The following is a 23,904-nucleotide window of genomic DNA, read 5'->3' as shown; positions in this document are numbered from 1 at the left end:
CGGTGGCGGCAAGTGCGGCCACCGTGTGTGTTAGCACGTCATACGATGTACCGACTTATTGCGCCGGTGGTGTGACGGGTTCTTCCTGTGCGCCAGGCAGAGACTCTTCACCTTGTTCCGTTGGAACGGAGAAATACGGTGCGATGAAATCAGCCAGCGCTATTTTGTTACCGTTGAAATCAATTTGACCATCGGCATAGTGCAGTGAACTGGTAATGGCGTTGTCTTTTGTGACGCTCAGTTGGTTACCCTCACCAATCTGGGCCATCATTTCAACCTGTTGTTTCGCCATGTCAGCGAGCTGCTTTTGCTCTTCATCGTTCGCCGGTTTCGGTCCTGCTTGTATCATTAGCTCTGCCAGCATATCCAGCGGAACATTGAGTTTGGCATCGAGTTTTTTGACCGACTGACGAATAATTTTTTCTTCATCCGACAGCGTTGCATCGTTCGCTTTATCGGTGCTCTGCAACGGATCGGTTAAATCCAGCGCCAGCGTGAACGTGCCTTCGCCTTTACTGTTTTTCCAACTGATCGGGGAGATGGCAATGCTTGGGTTGCCCTTCAGCAACTGTGGCAGATATTGCAGAACAGACATGGCGATATCCTGCTGATAAGCGTCAGGATCGATAGCGGTCGGATCCTGCAACAGTTTCTGCACTTTTGCCTGATAGGCGGTGAGGAACTGTTTGGTGCCCGCGCCGTCAAGCTGTGAAATGGACATGCCGACGTTACCAGAACCCAGATTGCGGTCGCCGATGATTAACGATCCCAGCGTCACGGCCATTTTGCCTGCCAGATTTTTATCATCTTCCGTTGCGCTACTTTGCAAAGAGAAATCATTCAACGTAACGGGCTCGCCACCTTCTACGGTAAACGTCATCGTCTTGAAGGACAGATTGCCGTCGCCTAAATCCAGATCGAATTTGCCTTTTTGATTGGTACCCTTGATGGAGAAATCGGTGAGATCGACGTTCTCTGTTTGGCCCCAGGCATTTTTCCTTTCCATCTTCACGCTACTGATGGTGGTATCCAGCTTGCTGCTGCGCAGGTCGTGTCCGATGTCCACCAAGGCTTGCGCACCGCTGAAGGAAAATTTCTGTTCTGGCGACTGATGGTCGATAGGGGCCAGCGTAACGAGCGACTGCGTATCACCGCTGTAAGCGACGCGAGTTTCGGCCGTAAAGAACGGTTTATCTTTCGTCAGCTCAAACCAGGCTTTGATGGCGGGTGTGTTGGCCAACTCGGTATGGACAGATGCCATCGCCGGTGCGAGGTTGAATTTCTTGAGCTGTGCTAGCGGGAACGGCCCGTGAGACACGGTTTCGTTGAAGACCAGTTCTTCGCCAGGCGCAAGGAACTGCGCGCCTTTTGCTGTGCCGTCTGTCTGTAAAACATAGGCCAGGGTGCTGCTGAATACGCCACCCTTATAGTCGCGATAGACCACTTTCAGCCCCGCGTTCGGGTAGGCTTGTTTGAGCTTGGTATTCAGCGTATCGGTAAAACCATCAATTTGCTGAGCCATCTGTTTGCCGGTGTACCAGGATGCGCCGGTCCAGACAGCACCCAGAGCAACAATAACGCCTACGGCGACTAACGACTTCTTCATTTTTATTCATCCTTTAGTAAAAAAATTCTCGTTTTCAACGCGAAACGCTGGCAGCTTACCCAGAGATAACTGCGGCGTATGGAACAAGTTATCGGTTAAATACGCGAGCGAGACGCCCCTGTCCCTCAACCGTTATCGGTGACTCACTGGCTGAAATGAAGCAGGACTCTCCCGGACGTAGCGAGAGCCGCTGCTCATTTTTTTGCAGGACGGCATGGCCGTCAATACAAAATACAATGGCGGCACTATTCTGGCTGAGCGTCTGTGGGCTCTGGCTCAGTTCGTGCAGCGAAAAAGCAAAATCTTCAACAGGAATCGGGAAGCTGAGTTCATTACCCTGTCGGTGTGGCGTCGTGAGTAACTGGTTTGCGGGTTTGGCTTCAAACACGACATTACCCAGCAGCTCTGGAATATCAATGTATTTCGGCGTTAACCCAGCACGCAGCACGTTATCCGAATTCGCCATGACTTCTAATGCCACGCCTTTCAGATAAGCATGCGGCGTTTGCGCAAACAGGAACATGGCTTCGCCGGGTTGAAGCGTAATGACGTTCAGCAGCAGCGGGGAGAACAATCCGCTGTCGTCGGAATAATATTGTGTGATCGCGCGGATGGTCGCCCAAGGCTCGTCATTTTGACTATTTAGCGCGGCCTTCAAGACGCCGAGTGCGCGCGATTTTTGCTCACCTTCCATACTCAGCAGGTTGGTGAACAGCATGGCGAGATTCTTCGCGTCGGGCTGTTGTAAAAAGGCGGTGATTGACGGATGTGCACCGGCAACTGGCTCCAGCAACTGCACAATTTCAGATAATTCCCGGAACCCATTCATGGCCTGAAAGGGCGTTAATGCGTAGACCAATTCCGGTTTGTGGTTGGCGTCTTTGTAGTTTCTTTCCGCCGCATCCAGCGGGATGCCCGCGGCATTCTCTTTCGCAAAGCCTTGTTCTGCCGACGATTTACTGGGATGAACCTGAATGGAAAGCGGCTGTTCCGCGCACAATACCTTAAACAAAAAGGGCAATTCGCCAAAACGTTGCGCGATCGTTGCGCCAAGATGGGCGGTCGCGTCTTCTGCAATCACGTCACGCAGGCTGCGGGTGTTGCCTTTTTCATCAATAATCGCCGAACTGCTTTTAGGATGGGCACCCATCCAAAGTTCTGCCATCGGTAAATCGTTAGGGTTATCAATGCTATATAGCTCAGTTAAGGCGTGTTTGCTGCCCCAGGCGTAGTGCTGGACGCAATTGAGCATTTTTTGCATGTCGGCTCCCTGCTATTACATTAATTGTTAATTTCTGTGATGCTGGCTGTTAATTACCTGAGTGATTATGAATACACTGCATCTTCTTCGCTTCATGGTAATGTTTTATGTAGCGCGATACCAGACAGTGTTAGTAGACCAATAAGCGTGATAAGGCCAGCGAGTGTTATCAGAATAGGCCCAGCGATGTGATTCGATGTCTTCTACTAGTTGAATGTGTATTTTAAGGAGGAAAGGTAATGAGCACGACGCGTAGTGAAAAAGACTCAATGGGACCGATTGATGTTCCTGCTGAACGGTTATGGGGCGCACAAACGCAACGATCGCTGGAACACTTCCGTATTTCTGAAGAGAAAATGCCCCGCGCGCTGATTTATGCGCTGGCACAAACCAAGCGAGCGGCAGCCCGCGTCAATATGGATCTCATGCTTCTGCCTGCCGATCGGGGAAATGCGATTATTCAGGCGGCGGACGAAGTGTTGGCAGGCCAGCATGCCGGGGAGTTCCCGTTAGCGATCTGGCAGACGGGGTCTGGCACGCAAAGCAATATGAATATGAACGAGGTGTTGGCGAACCGCGCCAGTGAACTGCTGGGGGGAGAGCGGGGCAACAATCGGCTGGTTCATCCCAATGATGATGTCAACAAAAGTCAGAGTTCCAACGACGTCTTCCCGACGGCGATGCATGTCGCCGCTGTTGTCGCGATCAACGAACACCTGATTCCTGAATTGAAAGCGTTACACGCCACGCTGGCGTCCAAGGCGGAGCAGTTTAAGGATATCGTCAAGATCGGTCGTACGCATTTACAGGATGCCACGCCGCTGACGCTGGGGCAGGAAATCTCCGGCTGGGCCGCGATGTTGCAGCATAACCTGAAGCATATCGAGAACAGCGTGCCGCACATTTGTGAGCTGGCGCTGGGCGGCACCGCGGTCGGAACAGGGCTAAACACGCATCCTGAATATGCGGTGCGCGTGGCGGCTGAGCTGGCGACGCTCACCGGTCAACCGTTTGTCACCTCGCCGAATAAATTTGAAGCGCTGGCAACCTGTGATGCATTGGTTCACGGGCACGGTGCTTTGAAGGGGCTGGCCGCATCGTTAATGAAGATTGCTAACGATGTACGCTGGCTGGCGTCTGGTCCGCGCTGTGGTATTGGCGAGCTCAGTATTCCTGAAAACGAACCAGGCAGTTCCATCATGCCGGGCAAGGTCAACCCGACCCAGTGTGAAGCACTGACGATGCTGTGTTGCCAGGTGATGGGTAACGATGTCGCGGTGAATATCGGCGGGGCGTCCGGTAACTTTGAGCTGAACGTGTATCGTCCTATGGTGATTCATAACTTCCTGCAATCAATTCGCCTGCTGGCTGATGGCATGAAGAGCTTCGATGAGCACTGTGCGGTGGGGATTGAACCGAACCACGATCGCATCACTCAGTTGCTGAACGAATCGCTGATGCTGGTGACCGCGCTCAACACGCATATTGGCTATGACAAAGCAGCAGAAATTGCCAAAAAAGCGCACAAAGAAGGGCTGACGCTGAAGGCGGCTGCGCTCAAACTGAACTACCTCACAGAAGCACAGTTTGATGAGTGGGTTCGACCGGAAGAGATGGTCGGTAGCCTGAAAAAGTAATAGCGCGGTAGTCAGCGTTTTATCCTATAGCCTGCCGGTGTTTACCCGCAGGCTTTTTCTTTTTCATTCCGGTGCATCGGTATACAGGTGCAAACGTGGAATGAGCAGGCGAAGCTCGGCCGCTTTAGGTTTGTGCTTATGCTTGATGTTGTTGGCGTCATAAGGGTTGAGTTCGCCGATAATGGGCACGTCGCAGCCATATTCCTGCTGACAAAGCACGAGCAGAGGGGACGGGCAGGGATGCTGAATCTGTTTCTGCTGTTCGGGATACCACACTCGTGCGATGGGTTGCACTTTGACTGGACGTTTGATTTTCAAAACGGCGTCTTCCGGCAGCGACAATACCGCGTCTCTCTCCTGCTCGACATGTTCAATCCACTGCACTTTGGTATACGGTGCGGCGTTTTTTGCCGCATTCAGGCTTTTGGTCAATTTTTCCAGTAGCTCCACACGTGTCATGTTCTTAATGATGTGCTTGTTCGCCCAGCCAAAGCGTACCGATGCGGGGTTGGTTATGAGCGTCAACGACCGATAAGCACTCAGCGTGATCAACCCTTTCAAATGCGTGTGGACGAACTCAAAGCGTTGTTCCGGTTCTAGCCCGGATTCGACGGTAATAATCAGCTCCAGCTCTTTTTTCAGCGCATTAATTTCCGCAATGAGTGAGTCTGCCTGCTGATATTGTACTGCGTTGACGGAAAAACAGAGTGCGCCCGGCAAACGGATCGCGCTTTTGCTGCTGAGCGTTTCTGGATAGTGGTGAATGAAAAGACGCTGAAAATGGGCTAGCCCTTTATCGCGAGCCTCTTGTCCAACGTACTGCGTGACGGCGATATGCTCGATAGGGTCATGCTCCGTTCCTTTTTCCACATGGGGAAGGGAATAGACGCGACCAACTAGCAGCCGATATTCGGAAAACTGTTGTTGCATCAGAACCAGCTTGGTTTCTAACGTTTGAAAACAGAGGTTCATGCGATCGATTAGCGTGTAGCTATTCATAGCTAGATTCAATTTAGTTACAACATACTTGTATTTATACTGATAAACGAACACTTCAGCAATCGCGATCGTCATTATTTCAGGCAGGGTTTACGGGGGAGGGAACAACGCGGAGTTTACCTGAATCAGGCAAACTCCGGTAAGAAAGGCGTTTAAAGGCGCTGTTTGAGTATCAGGCTGACTGCCAGTGCGAGAAATAAGAGGGCGCTCAGAAACACGGTGATCCCCATCCAGCCGAATGAATACCAGAAAAATCCCCCCAGCGTACCGGCCAGACTTGAACCCAGATAGTAAGAAAAGAGATACATTGATGACGCCTGACCTTTCGCGCGCCGCGCCCGTTGGCCAATCCAACTGCTGGCTACCGAGTGAGCGGCGAAGAAGCCGGCGGTAAAGAGCATCATCCCGCCAAAGATCGCGAATAGCGGGCTCAGTGCCGTCATTCCCAGTCCCGCTAGCATCAGAAGGATCGCAATGCTTAGCACAAGGCCACGTCCGTAGCGGGCAGTTAATGCTCCGGCTTTTGGCGAACTATAACTTCCTGTGAGATAAACCACGGAAAGTAAGCCAACCACCGCCTGACTGAGTAAATAAGGCGGTGCCAGCAACCGATACCCAATGTAGTTAAACAGGGTAACGAATGCGCCCATCAGCAAAAATCCCTCAAGGAACAGCAGCGGCAAACCCGCGTCGCGCCAGTGCAGTTTGCTGTTCAGCAGCAGCGTTTTCGGGCGCAGCGAACCGGGTCGGAAATGACGTGATTCCGGCAGGATACGCCAGAACGTGATCGCGGCTATGAGTGCCAGTACGCCGATTGTGCCGATAGCAACCCGCCACGGGAAATAGTCCGTTAAAACGCCGCTAACCAGACGCCCGCTCATGCCGCCAATCGAGTTGCCGCTGATATATAACCCCATTGAAAACGCCAACACGCTGGGGTGAATTTCTTCACTCAGGTAGCTCATGGCGACGGCCGCAACACCGCTTAACGACAGGCCCATCATCGCCCGCATAATCAATACGCCGTTCCAACTGGTCATAAACGCGCAAATAACGGTGCAGATTGCAGCCAGCATCAGCGACACAACCATCACATTCTTACGACCGATCGTGTCAGAGAGTGGGCCAGTGAACAGTAGCCCAAACGCCAGCATCACGGTCGATACGGAAAGCGACAGGCTGCTGGTCGCTGGCGAAATACCGAAATCCTGAGATAGCACCGGCAGCAGCGGCTGAACACAATACAGCAGGGCAAACGTCGCTAAACCAGCAGAAAACAGCGCCAGCGTGACGCGCATAAATTGTGGCGTACCACGCGTGATATAAGGCATTTTACCAGAAGATTTAGGGGCAATATCATCCGCATCATCGACCGTAGAAGTAGGCCAGTCGTTCGGTGCAGAAGATGGCAGGTTACTCACAATAATTCCTTACCGAGAAAGGTAAATCAGGCGTAAAACAACAATGAGAGGATCATAGAAGAGTGATATTATTTTGTATAATATATTAATAATCATGATTGATATGTTTAAAGTATGAATATCGAACTACGTCACCTTCGCTATTTTATTGCGGTCGCTGAAGAACTGCATTTTGGCCGAGCCGCAGAAAGATTACGCATTTCTCAACCGCCACTGAGCCAGCAGATTCAAATTTTGGAGGAGCAGGTGGGGGCAAAGCTTCTGGCGCGCAATAACCGGAATGTCCAACTCACCCCCGCAGGCGAGATGTTTCTGAAAGAGGCTTGGTCGATTATCAGTCAGGTCGATCAGGCGGCGGAACGAGCGTCCCGCATTCAGCGCGGCGAAATCGGGGAATTAACGATCGGTTTTACGTCGTCCGCGCCGTTTATCAAAAAGATCTCCAGCAGCCTGCTGCGTTTTCGCCAAACCTACCCGGAAGTGCATATTCAGATGATGGAGCTTAATACCAAACAGCAAATTGAACCGCTGCTGAACGGTAAGCTTGATATCGGCATTATGCGTAACAACCCGTTGCCAGACGCATTGGATCATCAGTTGCTGCTGAGTGAACCGCTGATTGCCGTCGTGCAGGAGTCCCATCCGTTAGCGCAGCAGGACGCAGGGCGTGCCATCAGCATTACACAGCTGGCAAATGAGCCGTTCGTTTTCTTCTCCCGTGCGGTTGGAACGGCGCTGTATGACGATACGCTGACGCTGCTGAAACGCTATGGCATCAGCCCCTACATTACGCAAGAAGTGGGCGAGGCGATGACCATCGTTGGGTTGGTATCGGCGGGATTGGGCGTGTCCATCTTGCCTGCGTCGTTTTTGCGTATTCGGGTCGATGGCGTGAAATATTTGCTGCTGGAAGAAGAGGACGCCACAACGGAAGTTTGGTTGGTGACGGCACGACATCAGCCACAAAGTGCTGCTGCGAAAGTACTGATGTCGCTGATGCTGGAAAAGTAACAACTAAAACCGTCTTTCCTACGTTATTTTCTCATACTCCCTATCATGTTGTATGGAGTATGACGAACTTCAGGTAATGCTTTCTTTGAATATTCACCATGTATATAGACATCTTCATCCATGTTATTCTTTAAACCATTACGCATAAAAACGGGCTCTTTGTTTCCATAGCATATTATTTGTCTATTTGTTGCAATTGACATTGCAGCCGCTAATGTATCTCGGCTTACTCCACCCGAATAGCAGGAAATTAAATGCAATGGTTTCGCATTTCTATCTCCATTACTGTGTAAGTCTAAGCCAAAATCTTTTTTAATGCGAGCGACAAATTCAGTTGCGTTTAAACTAATATAAGGGTCATTCCCTTCGATGTCTTTATGGTTTACCGTATTTCCTTTGTAGTATGCAAATTTACCCTCTGAAGAACCATGTATAAAGATAGCCGGTTCTTGCCTAGGACCAAAATGACTTACATATCCCGTTTGTTGTATGCAGCGATGCTCTGAGTTGTGATTGTTTGAAAAAACTTTTGCAACTTTTGCAGGTTGTTTATTGACATTAACATTGACATTTTTCGCCCTGCTAAAATGGGATAAAAACCCAAATAATGTTTTTTTCACTCCATTATCAGGTGTGGATTTGTTGACATTCATGATAGTTGGTATTTTTGTGTAACTGATCTTCATAATAATATTTTAAATTTTCGGCTATTCTGGATTGGAGAAATTATTAAAAACCAATGATAACCATTGGCTTTTAATGCATCTATTATAATTCGCTCTTCATTGAAAAGTATTCGCAACGCGCCAAGTGGCTATAGGGTGACTACTACGAAGTAGGGCATAGACGGCAATGTCTCACGGATATTGAGAAGAGAATATTTTCAATATGTGAGAGATGTCACATAACGAATCAAATATTTGACGGCTTTAGTGAAAAGCCCCACCATACCCGCAGTTTTTTTATTTTGCAGCGTGAAAAATAGTCATGCAGCGGTAGTAAAGATGAATTTTTCAACAGCAGTGCCCATTATACCCAAGATCCTCCGGGGTGCAGGACAAAACGTATTCGTTTTGAACAACGCGAAGCGTTAGCCCTTTAGGGCGATGCTCAGTCATGAGCATCGTAACGCGGTAAGGGAAGGTCAAATTCGTCGGGAACGAATTTGACCAGCCAACGGCTGGCCTTCGGTGAGAGACAGGATGTCTCTCAGCTTTCATCCCGATGAGCTTACTCAAGTAAATGATTCGGGTGACTGACAAATCTGCCAGAGGCAGGTTTGAACGCTGCTTGCAGCGGCCCTTTAGGGCGAGGCCTACGACGGGCCGAGTAGTGAAGCCAACGCACATGCAGCTTGAAGTATGACGGGTATATAATGAGTAGGAGCTAGGTTTGTGATAGCCGACGGTCAACCAGGACACATCGATCAAATCAAACAAATGAATGCCGGTGCAGTGTATCGGCTGATCGATAAGTACGGCCCGATATCACGTATCGAACTGTCCAAACGCGCTCAGCTCGCGCCCGCCAGTATTACCAAAATCGTCCGCGAACTGCTGGAAGCCCATCTGGTACAAGAAACTGAATACCAGGATGTGGGCAGCAGAGGGCGTCCCGCTATTGGCCTGATTCTGGATACCGAGGCCTGGCATTATCTTTCTGCACGTATCAGCCACAATACCCTGTTATTGGCGCTGCGCGATCTCAGCAGCAAGCTGGTTGTGGAAGAAGAAATCCCGCTTCCCGCTGTGTCGCCACAGCCACTGCTCGACCGTATTTTGAATGAAATCGACCAGTTTTTTATTCGCCATCAAAAGCGGTTGGAACGGCTAACGGCAATCGCGATTACCGCACCGGGCATGATTGATGCCAGTAAGGGCATTATTCACCGGATGCCATTTTATGACGTTGAGGAAATGGCGATTGGCCCAGCACTGGAACAACGCACGGGGTTGCCGGTGTATTTGCAGCATGATATCTGCGCCTGGACGATGGCCGAAGCGCTATACGGCGCATCGCGCGATTGCCAAAATGTGATTCAGGTGGTGATCGACCATAACGTCGGTGCGGGTGTGATTACCGGCGGTCGCATCCTCCATGCGAGAAGCCGGAATCTGGTCGAAATCGGGCACACGCAAGTCGATCCTTATGGCAAGCGTTGCTATTGCGGCAATCACGGCTGTCTGGAAACGGTCGCCAGCACGGAAAATATGCTGGAACTGGCGCAACAGCGCATGAATACGTCCATGAGCTCGCTTCTGCATGGTTCACCGCTTAGCGTTGAGAATCTGTGTGACGCTGCGCTCAAGGGCGATCAGTTAGCCAAAGATATCATTAACGATGTCGGTCATAACGTCGGCCGCATTGTCGCCATCATGGTGAATCTCTTCAATCCCGATAAAATTCTGGTGGGATCTCCCCTGAATAAAGCGGCCAGCATTTTACATCCCGCCATTTTAGGCTGTATTCAACAGCAATCATTCCCGCCCTATAGCCACAACCTCCAGGTGGAAGCGACCCAATTCTACAATCAGGGCACGATGCCTGGTGCCGCACTGGTGAAGGACGCGCTCTACAATGGATCACTGCTGGTTAAACTGCTACAGGGATAACCATAAAGGCGTAGAGCAACAAAACATTGCGCTAACGCAAACTGCCCGAATGAGGCATAGCCTAGACTTTCACGCTTGGAAAGCATTTTAGCTGTGCTTGTTTTTTGGTATTCAGGTGGTCTGGAGTTATCCCATGTTGAAACGTATTTTTGTCACTGGTACTGATACCGCCGTTGGCAAAACAGTGGTATCCAAGGCGCTACTGCAAAAACTGGCGCTGGCAGGCAAATCGGTTGCGGGCTACAAACCGATAGCAAAAGGGTGCGAAGAGACGGAAGCGGGGCTGCGTAATAAAGACGCACTGCTGCTACAAGCCGCCTCCACGCTCGAATTGCCCTATAACATGGTTAACCCCATCGCACTCCGAGAAGATGAAATCAGCGCCAGTGAAGGAACCATTGATTACTGCACGATGACGCAAGGCCTGCGTCACATGGGCGAAACCGCTGATATCGTAGTCGTCGAAGGCACGGGCGGATGGCGGACTGTCATGAACGATCTACGTCCGTATTCCGAATGGGTAGTGCAGGAACAACTCCCTGTCGTGCTGGTTGTTGGCATCAAACTGGGCTGTATAAGCCATGCGCTGCTGACGGCACAGGCTATCATCAATGATGGTTTGCCGCTGGTTGGCTGGGTCGCTAACCGTATTAACCCCGGACTGGCTAATTACGCAGAAATCATTCACGTTCTGCGGAAAAAAATTCCGGCACCGCAACTGGGCGAACTGCCTTACTTACCACGCGCCGAACAGCGGGATCTCTCGTCTTATATCGATCTTTCTGCCGTCAGCTATTAATTTCTTTCGTCTTCTATTCCCGCTTCTCTGCGGGAATAAATTTTCTCCGTCACGCCACCTGTTATACTCACAGGCAGTTTTTCTTCTTATCCTGAAAATATAATGAAAACAGAGAATAACCAGAAACAAACACCTGTTCCACATCGCCATTGGATTTTAATTGCCTGTATGCTGGCCATGTTCACGGCCGCGATTGAAGTGACAATTGTCGCCACCGCGTTGCCCACCATCATCGCGGATTTAGGCGGTTTTTCCCTATTGGGCTGGGTCTTTGCTGGTTATTTGCTGACGCAGTCGATCAGTATTCCAATTTATGGCCGCCTGGCCGATCTGTATGGCCGTAAAAAGATATTCTTCTTCGGCATGATCGTGTTCCTGCTCGGGTCGATTCTGTGCGGATTCTCGACGCAGATGGGCTGGCTAATCGTCTTCCGCACCTTACAAGGGCTGGGTGCGGGCGCGATTACTCCGATTGCCTTCACTATTGTTGCCGATGTGTACAGTTCGACCGAACGCCCCAAAATACAGGGCTATTTGTCCAGCGTGTGGGGCTTTTCCGCGATTATCGGCCCGCTGTTGGGGGCGTTTATCGTGCAACACTTCAACTGGGCGCTGGTCTTCTGGGTCAACGTGCCGATTGGACTGTTCTCCATCTTCCTGCTGGCTCGTTATCTGCCAACGATGAATACCGTGCGCCAGCATCAGTTGGACTGGATGGGGGCGTTCTATCTGATTGTGTCCGTCGCCAGTTTGCTGATGGCGCTGCTACAGGCTGAGGTGTTTGGTTACTGGGTGATCCCGCTGCTTGCGATCTCTGCCGTGGGCAGCATTCTGCTGGTTAGACAGGAAAAGCGCACGCCGGAGCCGCTGTTTCCGCTGGCGCTGTGGCGCAATCGGGTCATTATCGCCGGTAACCTCGGCGGGTTAGTCGTCGGGGCAGCCATGATGGGTGTAAGCGCCTTTTTGCCAACGTTTATTCAAGGCGTAATGGGTAAAACACCGTTGGAAGCAGGCAGTATACTGGCGATGATGTCGATTGGCTGGCCGCTGGCCAGCACGCTGAGCGGGCGCTTAATGCTGTGGACGTCTTACCGGTTTACGGCAATGCTCGGCGGTATTGTGCTGCTTATCGGCAGCCTGACGCTTCTGACCGTTCAACCGGACAGCAACCTTATGTGGGCGCGGCTAGCGGCATTTCTGATCGGCTCGGGAATGGGGTTGAGCAGCACCACATTTCTGGTATCAATACAAAACTCGGTGGACTACTCCATTCGCGGCATCGCCACGGCTTCCGCCATGTTTACCCGCATGCTAGGTTCCGCGTTGGGAACGGCAATCCTTGGTGCCACGCTGAACATCAGTCTGCACTGGCGATTGCCGGAAGTGAGCGATCCACTCCAGACGCTCATGGATCCGGCTAAGCGCATCCTGCTGAGCGTAAACCAGCTCGATACGCTGGCATCGCAAGTCGCCTCGTCAATCCACGGGGTATTTATCGTTTCGGCACTCATCGCGGCCATCACGCTGCTTTCCGCCAGAATGATCCCAGCAAGCCAGCGGCCGGGGCAGGCTGAAACCAGACAAAAATAAGGCAAAAGAAAAGGCGCGAAAGCGCCTTTTGAACATCTATGCTAGAACATCTAGAGGAAGGGCTACGGTGTGGTCGTCGGCTGGCCTTCTGTTGGCGCTGGCGCACTTTCCGTATTGGCGTCGCCCTCAGCATGGCTGGGTGTAAACAATCTTGTGAGAATCACTCTCGCAGTGACCAACCACCTGACCACCGGCCTGATTCACCTGATCGTTCGGGACGATATCCAGCGTAAAACCAGATTCTGGTACGCCATTGGCGATGATTTTCTGGGTAATATCCGCTTTCACGCTTTCGCAAGATGCCTGTGCAGCCAACGGAGCAACCAGGAATAACGCGAAAAAGCCGCGAAACCCGGCCATCAGTGATGGCCGGAGAAAGCTAAACGCAGGGCCCAGTGGCGCAGCCATACATCATAAAGAGTGGGAAAAGGATAACAGCCGGAACCATGAGGGGAGCAAGTAGCACTTCTTCGCCGGAGTTATCGCTGTTATTGATAACCACAGGAATGGGCTGCGGTAGGCGGCCCTGTGTTGTCGGGCTGACCAGTGAGCCGTCTTTTTTACTAAATGTGCCGCTCGCGCTAAACGTAACTTCGCCTTTTCCCATTGCTGAAGGAATTCTCGCCGCGTAAAGCTCGCGTAAATCGACCAACTGCTCTTTGGTTAGTTGGCGTGTGTCGATCATGTTTTTATAGCTTGCATAGACTTGACCATTATTACGGAGAGAAAAATCGACCCTCACGCCAGTGATGATGTCTTTGTAATCACGATAAAACGCGTAATAGTCCTGATACTCTTTTTGAGCGCGGGCGTCAGAGAATTTATAAACGTAGGTAGCAGACTCCGCGATAAGCGTCCCGTTGTCATTGGTGATCGCCGTGATGTTATCCGTCTTCGGATAGGTACTTGCGCACGAACTGACCAATAGACACATGATAAACACGCCCCATAGCTTTATGTGAAAAGGGCGTGAAAATAATCGGGCTAAATCCATATTCATCCTGATGCACTCCATTTTGGATAAAAATGCGTGTTGCTACGATATAGCGATAATCGTTGAGTGTAACGGTGATGTCACCTTCGGATACAGGCTAATTTGCTGCACTATTTTGTTTGCTGCACTACAAAGAGAAAAGGGGAAACCCACGCCAGAAGGCGTGGGTGAAAAATCAGGGGGTAACGGGGCGGCCAGTACGACGATCGAGGCAACGATCGGTGGTGTTTTCCCAGTAAGCATTGACGTTGTAGCTGGCGTTGCATTTTTCACGCCCATCAATCGCTTTTTCAGTTTTATCGAATTCCTTCTCAACGCGGTTATTGACTTTATTACGCAGCGAGCGGGTTGAATCCCATTGCTCTTTGCTTTGACGCGCGGCTTCTTTTGATAACGCGCTGTCGCCGGAATCGACAATGATATGGCGTGTATCTGCCAGCGCGGCAGGCTGCCAGGCAGCAGAAGCGATAACCAAAGAAAGTGGGATTAAGGCCCGAATCAAAGAGGAAAAAGAGTAGTGGTTCATGTTTCACCTTGACAGAACGAATGATAAAAACAAACGCCAGTGCCGCAGAACGATAACAAGCTCACGGCACGCGGTAGACAACAAAAGGCGACCGCCGTTCCTGTAACCTTCGCGCTTCGTGAAAAACGAAAGGTTGCCTATAACGGGAAGTATACATCCTTCGCTTCAATGGCACTATAACTGTACCGCACAGCGCTGAAAGGGCGCTGACAAAAGAAAAGGGCATGAAACAGCGTTCATGCCCTTAATTCTTGTGTTTCAGTAATGATTAACCTTCGCGATGTACGCTTAGCCCAGCAAAAGATTGGCTGACCGGCATCATTTCCAGCGTGTTGATGTTGACGTGTGCTGGCAGCGTGGCCACCCAGAAAACGGCTTCAGACACATCTTCAGCCGTCAGCGGCGTCGTGTTGTCATAGGTTTTACTGACTTTGTCGTCGTTACCCTTGAAGCGCACGGCCGAGAACTCCGTTCCACCGACCAAGCCCGGTTCGATGTTTGTTACTCGGATTCGGGTACCAAACAGATCGGCACGTAATCCCAGGCTAAACTGCTGCACGAACGCCTTGCTGGCACCGTACACGTTACCACCTGCATATGGCCAGTTTCCTGCGGTAGAACCGATGTTGATGATATGACCGATATTACGTTCCACCATGGCTGGCAGCAGCGCGCGCGTCATGAACACCAGCCCTTTGTTGTTGGTATCGATCATGTTTTCCCAATCGTCTACCGATGCTTTATGCGCAGGCTCCAGACCCAGCGCCAGTCCGGCGTTGTTCACCAGCACATCAATTGTCTGCCATTCGGCTGGCAGGGCAGCAACAGCCTGTTCAATCGCCTGACGGTCGCGCACATCCAGTTTTAACGGATACAGTGCACCGCCCAGTTCCGCCTTCAGTGCATCCAGACGTTCCTGACGACGGCCCGTCGCGATCACTTTATGGCCCGCACTAATAAATTTACGCGTAATTGACTCACCAAACCCAGCCGTTGCACCGGTAACAAAAATAATCATGCTCTTTTCTCCCTGACCGTTTTCATGTTCTGCTTGTGCCTGATATCACTATAAATAATGAAAGGCATGCGATCATTTAGCCGCGCAATTCCCCGTGGGTCAAGCGTTACTCCGGTTTCAACGATGTGGTTTTGGAAGAATCGCCCCTCAGAACGAGGGGCGGATGTCGAGCCATAGCGGTATGACGGAGGATTAAATCCAGTTTTTGTTACGGAATTCACGCATGGTATCTGCAACCCACTGCATTTCTTGCGGTGTCCCTAACGAGATGCGACACCAGTTATCCGCAGGAGGAAACGCACGGCCAATCAGCACACCTGCGTCTGCCATATGCTTTTGGTAATCCTTGAGCGGCACGACCAATTGGTGGAAAACAAAGTTTCCCTCCGACGATAAGTAAGGCAGTTTCAGGTCATCCAGCGCTTTCAGCAGGATTTGGCGCGACACATCATTACTCTTTTTGCTGTAGGTAATGAATGCCGAGTCGTCCATAGATGCTAATGCGGCATCCACGCCGCTAAAGTTGATTTTTTCGCCCGCGACATACTTTCCCATCAACGCAATCACGTTGGGATGGGCGACGGCATACCCAACGCGCATACCGGCCATCGCGTGTATTTTGGAGAAAGTTTTGAGCAGAATAATGTTCTCTGCGCCTTGGGTAATCATCGGCGAAATAGAACGAAAACGCGGGTCATTGACGAACTCGGCGTAGGCCTCGTCAACGATAAACATCGTATTGGCTGGCTTGCTGGCAATCCACGGTTCAATTACATCCGCAGGCGTAATCGTGCCCGTTGGGTTGTTGGGGTTGACCAGATAAACGATGGAAGGGCCGCTGTAACCGGCAACGGCCGCCTTTAGCCCTTCAATATCGAACGCCCAATTGTCGAGCATTTTGACTTTCGTGACTTTAATGCCGGCAATTTTGGCAAAATGTTCGCCATCGCCATAGGTTAATTCAGGAATCACCAACTGTGCATCCAGCGATGCGTAGGCTTCAATTGCCGCCCGGATGCCCTCGGACGATCCGGCCGTCAACAAGATGGAAGGGGCCTCGACCTGATGATGCGCCGCCAGTTTATTGCCAAGCAGTAAAATTTCATTCTTTGCATAGCGGTTGGCTTTCACGACGGCCTCGCGTGCGGCGGCCTGTGCCTTGGGTGACATACCCAGTGGATTTTCATTAAAGTTAATATGGATTGGATTAGCGGCCGACGGTGCGGTAAATGCAGCATTCTCAGGCTGTGTCTCGGCAAAAACCCGTGAACTTAACCCTGTCGTTACCGCCGCCGTTCCCAGCAGGGCGCCAGAAAGTTTTAATAATGCTCTGCGTTTCGGGTTTAACACGTCGCTTTCATTGATTAAAAAATTCATCAAAACACTCTCCTTAGTTACATAATGACAGGAGAGCTAAAGCATAAAACGCGCCAACTTCCTTAATCGATGGAACGCTAATACCTTGTCAAATAGGTGAAATAATATTTTCTTACGGCAAGCATGCCCGTCTGGCGGGAAATGCTGCGCTTTCTGATGCGCTGATTAATGGTAAGAAAAACTGGTTGATTCATCAGGTGATTAAATCTAATGATATGAATTACTTATGCAAGAGACCCACTATGACACATGCAATGATGCATCATGATGCGTTTGCCCTATGAGATAGCGAGTGCATAGCAGAGGGCATCACGTTTCTTGATTATCGGCTTCTACCGCTGCATATAACCGCTCAAGAATATCGGGAAACGCAGACTGCACGCGGTTCCAGCTCGGCACAAACGGTTTATCCCCCAGGACATCGCTATAGGCATGGCCAGAAAAGGTAATCACATCCGAAAATAGCTCCACCGCCGACTCCTCTTTATGGCGGTCGAAACTCAGGCCATTCATGCGTGCGTCATGTTCGAAAGCATCAATCATATCAAGCGCGGTCCGGTAGTAGGTCGCCCGCAGGACGCGGAAAGAGTCCGTGGTGATATTCACGCCGAGAATCACCAGCTTGTGATACAGCGCTTTTGTGATGTCACCCGCCATACGTTGCAATCCCGCGTTTGGATCATCTTCAGACATCGGCTGATGTTTATGGTCATAGCGATCCGCGATATCCACCTGACAAATGCGGCGGATTGCGGTTCCGCGATAGATTTCTGACAGCACGCCAATTTCCAGTCCCCAATCGCTCGGGATACGCAGGTTGTTCAGAATGGTGGGGCGCATTGCAAACTCGCCGGAAAGCGGATAACGGTAGCTGCGCATGTAATCCAGATAGTCGGAATTGCCGTAGACCTTTTGCAGCGATTTCAGTAACGGGTAAACCAGCAGACGCCCCACGCGGCCATTCAGTTTTCCCTCTGCAACACGGGCGTAATAGCCTTTGCAGAAATCATAATTAAAGTGCGGATTTGCCACGGGATAGAGCAGGCGGGCCAGCATTGCCCGGTCATAGGTGACAATGTCACAATCGTGTAGGGCGACACAGGAAGAACGACGCGATGCCAGCGTGTAGCCGACACAAAACCAGACATTCCGGCCCTTGCCGGGTTCCTCCGGTGCCAGCGACTTTTCTGCCAGTTCGTCGCTGAGTGCTTTCAGGCGCGGACCATCGTTCCATAGAATGCGATGTCGGTGCGGCAACCGAGAGAAAAATTTATTAGTGATTAATTAGTATATAAATGGCCATTTAAAATGTCCGCTTAAAGGTGTTTACTGTTCCATTACTCCCCAACTCCCCCTATGAAAAAAATAGTTTGAGATCTTTTTCTGTGCAGTTTAAACAGCATTTTAGCGTGAGCCCGACCGGCTGGAATAGGCCGTCTCCCAGACCAAGCGTTGTGATGTCAGTGTCACACTTCTCGATATACTGTGTTTTTATCCAGTTTGTCGTAAATCCCTTACTCGTTTGAGCACTCATGACGTGATAGAAGCGGCCACCTTGCGTCAGAGACAGGCCTGCGTCTGCCAATAACTGGCAGAAGCGCGGTAGGGCATTTTGCTCGTCCAGCCACAGCAGCGGTTCAGAGCCTTCACGCTGTTGTGCTCGTCGGGCATCTTGCACGGTTAACCCCGTCATCTCTGCTATTTCCTCGCTGTTCATATCGCCAAAGCCTTTGAAGCGGAAACCGGATGCGCGCAACTGAGCCAACCGAGCACGGATAACAGAATATTCCATGCCAATCCGCTTCCTTGGATAATCAGGATGTGATTGCCATGTCGGCGGTAGCACGGCAATGGCACCGTTTTCCGCAATATAGGGATACGGTTCCAGCCCGAGCGCCCGCTGTAAGGGCTCAACTTCAGCCGCCGTTTTACTGGTGGTGATAATCAGTGGAACGCCAGCCGCGTCAGCCACGGTTTCGCGGCATCCCACCGATAAGTCTCATGATCGAGCAACGATCCGTCGAGATCGCTGAAGATAATCAGCTTCGTATTACGCGTTTACATGGGTTCTCCATGTTCGTGGATAAACATAAACAGAGTGTCACGAGGGCGATTAACGTTAGTCAGAAAGGGGCGTATCTGTCAGTGAGGTGTTGTGTCCGTGGTATTGATGAATGTGATTATAGTCACATTTAAAGGATAGGCGGTGATACATATCTTCACCAATAATATAATGATATGGCTATTCTCTGACGGACTGATGAACATCAGCGTGTACGACTTTTATCCTGAAACGTTTTATTCCAGCCGGTCGGGCTCACGCTAAAATGCTGTTTAAACTGCACAGAAAAAGATCTCAAACTATTTTTTTCATAGGGGGAGTTGGGGAGTAATGGAACAGTAAACACCTTTAAGCGGACATTTTAAATGGCCATTTATATACTAATTAATCACTAATCTCCGTTATGACACTCTAAGATCCCCTTTGCCCGCAGGCTGTCGTACAGTGAATAAATAGAGCATCTTCATTTGAACATGGCTACAGAAGCAGCCGCACTTTTAATGTGCGGCCATTATTTATTATTTTATTCCTTTTAGAGTAATGTCCCAGCCACCAGTACTTTCCTCTGTATTAAAATCAACAAATTCTTTACATTTCCCGTAGGTGTAGGGTTTTTTTAGCGTTCCTGATATATATGAATTTGACACGGGGGAACCAAAGAATACGCTTGTATATGGTATCTTCGAGCAAGAATTAATTTGAGGGTAATATTCCACAAAGCCAACCTCGGAATTTTTTATTCCTTCTGAACCATCTCTAGGTTGCCATGCCCCTATTTCATTGATTTCACCAGTTACTGTATCCTCCACATATCCTCTCCATACTTTATCGTTTTTATCATCTCTCTTGACGGTTAAATTATATTTATGTCCAAAAACTAAATTTATCGTTTTTGAGCAACTGGAGCCTTCTCCACCATCCGCCGAGCCCGTACAGTGTGGGGCTATTGGCTTCACGCCACTGCCAAATACAGAGAATATAGCCAAACCGGAGTCTTTACCTCTCGGCTGCAAACCAATATAGCCTAAATTACCATTAATAAACCGATATTGCATCGCATAGTAAAAACCTCGTTCTTCAGGAGATATTACAAAAATATATGTGCAGCGCTGTTACGCGCCAAACAGAAGCAGTATAAGAATCTGGCAGATCGCTAACAGTGGCCTGAATGACACATTTCGATGAGTTTAGGCCAATTTGTCTCAAACGGATTGTTTATCATCGGGTGAACAACCCTATTGCCGTCTTCATGCACACTAGCTATCTTAACTAACTGGCTATCTTAACCAACATGCTGTTTCAGCACTGAAAAGGACCATTCCATGCCCCATATTGATGTCAAACACTTCCCAAGGAACCTGTCTGAAGAAGAGAAGAAAGCCGTCGCGGAAGATCTTGCTTCGGTTCTGAAAAAGCATTTCGGTTCTTCCGACGAATCACTTTCTGTCGCGTTAAACGAAATCCAGCCGGAGCGCTGGAAAGATGACGTTTACGACCCATTCATCAAACCGCAGTTGAATACGTTGCCGAAAAAGCCGGGATATTCTTATTAATATTCCCCGCATCCTGGCGCATTAATTGGCCTGCTCCGAGACATTTTTCAATGTAGCGGAGCGGGTAGACCACCAACACAGCAGCGATCCCAGACTAACCATTACCGCACCTTGCCAGAAAACAACGGTTAACGTCGAGTTGAGAATAAATGCCGCAAGCGCAGCGGAAATGACGGGAATGAAATAAGACGCGGTCGCCAGAACGGTACATTACCGTGCAGAATACCGATATTCCACGCCGCGTAACCAAACCCCATAGCACCAGCGGCGAGAATCAAACTGATGATGACGGGCGTACTGATAATAAATTCAGGTTGAGGGGCGAGTAGATAGTGAACCCACAGCGTTAATGCCGTTAGGATAAAGAAGAGAGTAATACCGTTCGCGCCGTTAGCGATTCTAGTGTTTCTATTTATTCCGTATGCCGGTGCAATAATACGGTCAGAAAACTCAGTAATAAAAAAGCCGATAACCTGTTAAGTGTTATCGGCTTTTCACCGTGCGGTAAAGTAGGGGGATTACGCGGTCAGCAGAGGCTGTGCCGTGCTTTCAACCAGTGCCAGCAGAACTTTGACGTCGTCCAGGCTGACCGTTGGGTTCAGTAGCGTCAGTTTCAGGCAGGTAACACCGTTAAATTCGGTGACGCCTACGTTGGCACGACCTGATTCCAACAATGCATCGCCAATGCGTTGGTTCAGCAAAGCGATAATCGCATCATCCGCTGTCGCCAGCTGTTGCGGGCGGAAACGGAACAGAACGCTTGCCAGCTGTGGCTGCATCACCAATTCCAGTGAAACATGTCCATCCACATACTGTGCAACCTGCTGTGCCAGCGTAACGCCGTGATCGATGATCGCGGCGTACTGCTGTTGGCCTAATGCTTCCAGACCCATCCACAGTTTCAACGCATCAAAACGACGCGTTGTCTGCAATGATTTCGACACCAGATTAGGGACGCCCTGTGCTTCATCGAACTCAGAGTTCAGGTAAGCCGCTTGATAGCGCATCAGCTCATAGTGGCGAGCTTCTTTCAACAAGAAAGCGCCGCAGCTGATGGTCTGGAAGAATTGTTTGTGGAAATCCAACGTGATGGAATCCACCAACTCAATGCCGTCCAGATAATCGCGATACTTCTCTGACAGCAGCAGTGCGCCGCCCCAGGCTGCATCAACGTGTACCCAAATCTGGTGTTCTGCCGCCAGTGTTGCAATCGCCCGTAAAGGATCAATCGCACCGGCATCCGTGGTACCTGCCGTCGCCACAATCGCCAGAATCTGCTCGCCGTTAGCCTTGGCCAGCGCCACTTTCTCTGCTAAATCGTTCAGATCCATCCGCGCGAAGCGATCGGTTTTCACCAGCGTAACGCATTGATAACCCAGCCCCAGTAAAGCCATGTTCTTTTGCACCGAGAAATGGGCATTTTCAGAACAGAACACTTTAATTTTCTTCAGGTTACCAACCAATCCATCTTGCTGGATCGAATGTCCCTGACGGGCAAAGAAGGCATCACGCGCCAGCATCAACCCCATCAGGTTACTCTGGGTGCCACCACTGGTGAACACGCCAGCGTCACTAGATTGGTAGCCAACCTGAGTACGCAGCCACTCAATCAGCTTCATCTCGATGATGGTCGCAGATGGGCTTTGATCCCAGGAGTCCATGCTCTGGTTCGTGGCATTAATCAAGACTTCCGCCGCCTGACTGACCACCAAACTTGGGCAGTGCAGGTGAGCGACGCACTGTGGGTGATGCACCGACAGGCTGTCTTTCAAAAAGTACTCGATCGCACGCTCGATAGCGGCCTGGTTACCTAGGCCCTGAGGATTAAAATCCAGCGTGATGCGCTCACGCAGTTCAGCAACAGTTTTCCCCTGATACATCTCAGGCTGTTGCAGCCACTGCATGACGGCTTGACTACTCTGCGTAATCGCGTCCTGATAGGCCTCTATGCTTTGTGCCGAGGAGGCCAGAATCGGGTTGATTTTTGTTTCCACTGCTTCTGTTTTCACTAATTGGGACATCGTGGTCATTCGCTCCACTCAGACTGGCTTCACGCCAGCAGACAGCAGGGCGTTTTCAAATTTATCCAGGAAGATTTCCAATTCAGCATTGCTGATCAGCAGGGAAGGTAGCAGACGCAGAACGCAACCATGACGGCCACCACGCTCCAGAATCAGGCCCGTTTCAAAGCATTTTTTCTGCAACAGGGCAGACAGCTCGCCGTCAGCCGGGTAGCAACCCATGTGATCCTGCGCTTCATTAGGCTTAACAATCTCAATCCCGATCATTAATCCCAGACCGCGAATGTGACCGATCACCGGATAACGTTTTTGCAGCTCAGCCAGTTTGGCTTTCAGCCATTCACCTTGCTCAGCGACTTTATTGGCTACCTGATTGTCTTTGAGGTGCTTCAGCGTCGTCAGGCCAGTTGCCATTGCCAATTGGTTACCGCGGAAGGTACCGGTATGGTGACCCGGTGCCCAGGCATCGAACTGCTTCTTGATACCCAGTACGGCTAATGGCAAGCCGCCACCCACTGCTTTAGACATAACGATGATGTCTGGCTCAATGCCAGCGTGTTCAAAGGCGAAGAATTTACCGGTACGAGCAAAGCCCGCCTGCACTTCGTCGATGATCAGCAGAATACCGTGTTCCTGCGTGACTTTACGGATGCGTTGCAACCACTCGACAGGTGCCGGGTTAACGCCGCCTTCACCCTGAACCGCTTCCAGAATTACCGCTGCTGGTTTGCGTACGCCACTCTCAACGTCATTGATCAGGTTTTCAAAGTAGTAGGTTAATGCTTTCACACCCGCTTCACCGCCAATACCCAGCGGGCAGCGGTACTGATGCGGATAAGGCATAAACTGGACTTCAGGCATCATACCGTCGACCGCTTCTTTCGGTGACAGGTTACCCGTTACCGACAGCGCGCCATGCGTCATGCCGTGGTAGCCACCGGAGAAGCTGATCACACCAGCACGACCAGTGTATTTTTTTGCCAGTTTCAGAGCGGCTTCGACTGCATCGGCGCCAGAAGGGCCCGTAAACTGGAGGCAGTACTCTTTGCCCTGACCAGGCAGTAAGGAAAGCAGATACTCAGAGAACTGATCTTTCAACGGCGTTGTCAGATCAAGTGTATGTAACGGCAAGCCGCTAGTAATGACACGTTGGATGCTTTGCAGCACGTCAGGATGGTTATGTCCAAGCGCCAGCGTTCCCGCCCCGGCCAGACAATCAAGATATTGATTATTCTCAACATCGGTGATCCACACGCCTTCGGCTTTCGCAATTGCCAAAGGCAATTTGCGTGGATAACTCCTCACGTTCGATTCAAATTCAGCTTGTCTTGCCAAATAGGTTTCATTGTTTCCGTTTAATGAATTCGCACCTAAACTGTCAATACGGACTTTATCCGTCATCATATCTCTCCTACAA

General features: G+C 50.4%; 20 protein-coding genes and 2 pseudogenes. 6 read left to right on the top strand and 16 right to left on the bottom strand.

All coding sequences use genetic code 11. From position 1 onward, the window contains the following. Positions 1–55: 55 nt before the first annotated feature. Together K7X24_RS02425 and manA are read right to left on the bottom strand one after the other, a co-directional pair. On the bottom strand, positions 56–1,606 hold the full coding sequence (locus K7X24_RS02425) for a YdgA family protein (RefSeq protein WP_224552690.1): 1,551 nt from the start codon (positions 1,604–1,606) through the stop codon (positions 56–58). 88 nt (positions 1,607–1,694) lie between these two features. Further along, positions 1,695–2,867 (bottom strand): mannose-6-phosphate isomerase, encoded by a 1,173-nt coding sequence (gene manA, locus K7X24_RS02420; RefSeq protein ID WP_224552688.1) that lies wholly within the window; start codon positions 2,865–2,867, stop codon positions 1,695–1,697. A gap of 239 nt (positions 2,868–3,106) precedes the next feature. On the opposite strand from manA, the gene fumC reads away from it, so the two are divergent. After that, a complete protein-coding gene (gene fumC / locus K7X24_RS02415) occupies positions 3,107–4,504 on the top strand; it encodes a class II fumarate hydratase (RefSeq protein ID WP_201878291.1) in 1,398 nt (465 codons plus the stop codon). A 63-nt stretch (positions 4,505–4,567) separates the two neighbouring features. Here fumC and tus read toward each other — a convergent pair whose 3' ends face one another. Both tus and K7X24_RS02405 read right to left on the bottom strand, forming a co-directional pair. Further along, positions 4,568–5,503, bottom strand: coding sequence for a DNA replication terminus site-binding protein (gene tus / locus K7X24_RS02410; RefSeq protein WP_224552686.1), 936 nt, complete (start codon positions 5,501–5,503; stop codon positions 4,568–4,570). Between the two features lie 152 nt (positions 5,504–5,655). Next, a complete protein-coding gene (locus K7X24_RS02405; protein ID WP_224552684.1) occupies positions 5,656–6,924 on the bottom strand; it encodes an MFS transporter in 1,269 nt (422 codons plus the stop codon). 114 nt (positions 6,925–7,038) lie between these two features. Between K7X24_RS02405 and K7X24_RS02400 the strand changes: the two genes are divergently transcribed. Further along, positions 7,039–7,935: a LysR family transcriptional regulator gene (locus tag K7X24_RS02400; RefSeq protein WP_224552682.1), complete on the top strand. Its 897-nt coding sequence runs from the start codon at positions 7,039–7,041 to the stop codon at positions 7,933–7,935. A gap of 23 nt (positions 7,936–7,958) precedes the next feature. On the opposite strand, the gene K7X24_RS02395 is transcribed toward K7X24_RS02400, so the two are convergent. Then, positions 7,959–8,621, bottom strand: a complete 663-nt coding sequence (locus K7X24_RS02395) for a hypothetical protein (RefSeq protein WP_224552680.1) — start codon at positions 8,619–8,621, stop codon at positions 7,959–7,961. Between the two features lie 708 nt (positions 8,622–9,329). Here K7X24_RS02395 and K7X24_RS02390 point away from each other — a divergent pair. The 3 genes from K7X24_RS02390 (at position 9,330) to K7X24_RS02380 (ending at position 12,936) form a co-directional block, all read left to right on the top strand. Then, the gene (locus tag K7X24_RS02390) at positions 9,330–10,547 is read left to right on the top strand and encodes an ROK family transcriptional regulator (RefSeq protein WP_095994551.1); all 1,218 of its coding nucleotides are present in this window, start codon (positions 9,330–9,332) and stop codon (positions 10,545–10,547) included. A 133-nt stretch (positions 10,548–10,680) separates the two neighbouring features. After that, positions 10,681–11,346, top strand: a complete 666-nt coding sequence (gene bioD / locus K7X24_RS02385) for a dethiobiotin synthase (protein WP_010296067.1) — start codon at positions 10,681–10,683, stop codon at positions 11,344–11,346. 102 nt (positions 11,347–11,448) lie between these two features. Beyond that, positions 11,449–12,936 (top strand): MDR family MFS transporter, encoded by a 1,488-nt coding sequence (locus K7X24_RS02380; RefSeq protein ID WP_107332889.1) that lies wholly within the window; start codon positions 11,449–11,451, stop codon positions 12,934–12,936. A gap of 126 nt (positions 12,937–13,062) precedes the next feature. Here the strand turns inward: K7X24_RS02380 and K7X24_RS02375 are convergent, their stop codons facing one another. From K7X24_RS02375 to K7X24_RS02340, 8 genes and pseudogenes are all read right to left on the bottom strand, one after another. Then, positions 13,063–13,296 carry a DUF1161 domain-containing protein gene (locus K7X24_RS02375; protein ID WP_318013117.1) on the bottom strand — a complete coding sequence of 78 codons (234 nt, stop codon included), beginning with the start codon at positions 13,294–13,296 and terminating at the stop codon, positions 13,063–13,065. A 19-nt stretch (positions 13,297–13,315) separates the two neighbouring features. Next, complete coding sequence (locus K7X24_RS02370; protein ID WP_224552678.1) at positions 13,316–13,870, bottom strand: hypothetical protein; 555 nt, start codon at positions 13,868–13,870, stop codon at positions 13,316–13,318. A 235-nt stretch (positions 13,871–14,105) separates the two neighbouring features. Next, complete coding sequence (locus K7X24_RS02365; RefSeq protein ID WP_224552675.1) at positions 14,106–14,456, bottom strand: DUF1283 family protein; 351 nt, start codon at positions 14,454–14,456, stop codon at positions 14,106–14,108. Positions 14,457–14,724: 268 nt separating this feature from the next. After that, positions 14,725–15,474, bottom strand: a complete 750-nt coding sequence (gene ydfG / locus K7X24_RS02360; RefSeq protein ID WP_224552673.1) for a bifunctional NADP-dependent 3-hydroxy acid dehydrogenase/3-hydroxypropionate dehydrogenase YdfG — start codon at positions 15,472–15,474, stop codon at positions 14,725–14,727. A gap of 192 nt (positions 15,475–15,666) precedes the next feature. Continuing rightward, positions 15,667–16,851 (bottom strand): pyridoxal phosphate-dependent aminotransferase, encoded by a 1,185-nt coding sequence (locus tag K7X24_RS02355; protein ID WP_224552672.1) that lies wholly within the window; start codon positions 16,849–16,851, stop codon positions 15,667–15,669. Positions 16,852–17,160: 309 nt separating this feature from the next. Beyond that, a pseudogene (locus K7X24_RS02350) lies at positions 17,161–18,135 on the bottom strand (glycosyl transferase); the annotation flags it as partial. A 70-nt stretch (positions 18,136–18,205) separates the two neighbouring features. Next, the gene (locus K7X24_RS02345) at positions 18,206–18,841 is read right to left on the bottom strand and encodes a hypothetical protein (protein ID WP_224552670.1); all 636 of its coding nucleotides are present in this window, start codon (positions 18,839–18,841) and stop codon (positions 18,206–18,208) included. Positions 18,842–19,431: 590 nt separating this feature from the next. Then, a complete protein-coding gene (locus K7X24_RS02340; RefSeq protein ID WP_224552668.1) occupies positions 19,432–19,968 on the bottom strand; it encodes a DUF3472 domain-containing protein in 537 nt (178 codons plus the stop codon). Positions 19,969–20,235: 267 nt separating this feature from the next. Here K7X24_RS02340 and pptA point away from each other — a divergent pair, with 267 nt between their 5' ends. Continuing rightward, positions 20,236–20,466, top strand: coding sequence for a tautomerase PptA (gene pptA / locus K7X24_RS02335; protein WP_205552738.1), 231 nt, complete (start codon positions 20,236–20,238; stop codon positions 20,464–20,466). Between the two features lie 21 nt (positions 20,467–20,487). Here the strand turns inward: pptA and K7X24_RS02330 are convergent. From K7X24_RS02330 to K7X24_RS02320, 3 genes and pseudogenes are all read right to left on the bottom strand, one after another. After that, positions 20,488–20,867, bottom strand: a pseudogene (locus K7X24_RS02330) (EamA family transporter); the annotation flags it as partial. A gap of 117 nt (positions 20,868–20,984) precedes the next feature. Further along, positions 20,985–22,487 carry a pyridoxal phosphate-dependent decarboxylase family protein gene (locus tag K7X24_RS02325; protein ID WP_411961329.1) on the bottom strand — a complete coding sequence of 501 codons (1,503 nt, stop codon included), beginning with the start codon at positions 22,485–22,487 and terminating at the stop codon, positions 20,985–20,987. Between the two features lie 18 nt (positions 22,488–22,505). Then, positions 22,506–23,891, bottom strand: coding sequence for a diaminobutyrate--2-oxoglutarate transaminase (locus tag K7X24_RS02320; protein ID WP_029367562.1), 1,386 nt, complete (start codon positions 23,889–23,891; stop codon positions 22,506–22,508). Between the last annotated feature and the right edge of the window lie 13 nt (positions 23,892–23,904).

Source organism: Pectobacterium versatile, assembly GCF_020166435.1.
Classification (GTDB): domain Bacteria; phylum Pseudomonadota; class Gammaproteobacteria; order Enterobacterales; family Enterobacteriaceae; genus Pectobacterium; species Pectobacterium versatile.
Note: the sequence above shows the minus strand (reverse complement) of the source record. Positions and strands in the feature narration are given on the sequence as shown.

Excerpts from the sequence above, each read along its gene's own strand:
- K7X24_RS02375 (WP_318013117.1), bottom strand. The coding sequence starts at position 13,296 with ATGGCCGGGTTTCGCGGCTTTTTCGCGTTATTCCTGGTTGCTCCGTTG.
- tus (WP_224552686.1), bottom strand. The coding sequence starts at position 5,503 with ATGAATAGCTACACGCTAATCGATCGCATGAACCTCTGTTTTCAAACG.
- K7X24_RS02320 (WP_029367562.1), bottom strand. The coding sequence starts at position 23,891 with ATGATGACGGATAAAGTCCGTATTGACAGTTTAGGTGCGAATTCATTA.
- bioD (WP_010296067.1), top strand. The coding sequence starts at position 10,681 with ATGTTGAAACGTATTTTTGTCACTGGTACTGATACCGCCGTTGGCAAA.
- fumC (WP_201878291.1), top strand. The coding sequence starts at position 3,107 with ATGAGCACGACGCGTAGTGAAAAAGACTCAATGGGACCGATTGATGTT.
- K7X24_RS02365 (WP_224552675.1), bottom strand. The coding sequence starts at position 14,456 with ATGAACCACTACTCTTTTTCCTCTTTGATTCGGGCCTTAATCCCACTT.
- K7X24_RS02380 (WP_107332889.1), top strand. The coding sequence starts at position 11,449 with ATGAAAACAGAGAATAACCAGAAACAAACACCTGTTCCACATCGCCAT.
- K7X24_RS02400 (WP_224552682.1), top strand. The coding sequence starts at position 7,039 with ATGAATATCGAACTACGTCACCTTCGCTATTTTATTGCGGTCGCTGAA.
- K7X24_RS02370 (WP_224552678.1), bottom strand. The coding sequence starts at position 13,870 with ATGTGTCTATTGGTCAGTTCGTGCGCAAGTACCTATCCGAAGACGGAT.
- K7X24_RS02395 (WP_224552680.1), bottom strand. The coding sequence starts at position 8,621 with ATGAAGATCAGTTACACAAAAATACCAACTATCATGAATGTCAACAAA.
- K7X24_RS02325 (WP_411961329.1), bottom strand. The coding sequence starts at position 22,487 with ATGTCCCAATTAGTGAAAACAGAAGCAGTGGAAACAAAAATCAACCCG.
- pptA (WP_205552738.1), top strand. The coding sequence starts at position 20,236 with ATGCCCCATATTGATGTCAAACACTTCCCAAGGAACCTGTCTGAAGAA.
- manA (WP_224552688.1), bottom strand. The coding sequence starts at position 2,867 with ATGCAAAAAATGCTCAATTGCGTCCAGCACTACGCCTGGGGCAGCAAA.
- K7X24_RS02355 (WP_224552672.1), bottom strand. The coding sequence starts at position 16,851 with ATGAATTTTTTAATCAATGAAAGCGACGTGTTAAACCCGAAACGCAGA.
- K7X24_RS02425 (WP_224552690.1), bottom strand. The coding sequence starts at position 1,606 with ATGAAGAAGTCGTTAGTCGCCGTAGGCGTTATTGTTGCTCTGGGTGCT.
- ydfG (WP_224552673.1), bottom strand. The coding sequence starts at position 15,474 with ATGATTATTTTTGTTACCGGTGCAACGGCTGGGTTTGGTGAGTCAATT.
- K7X24_RS02340 (WP_224552668.1), bottom strand. The coding sequence starts at position 19,968 with ATGCAATATCGGTTTATTAATGGTAATTTAGGCTATATTGGTTTGCAG.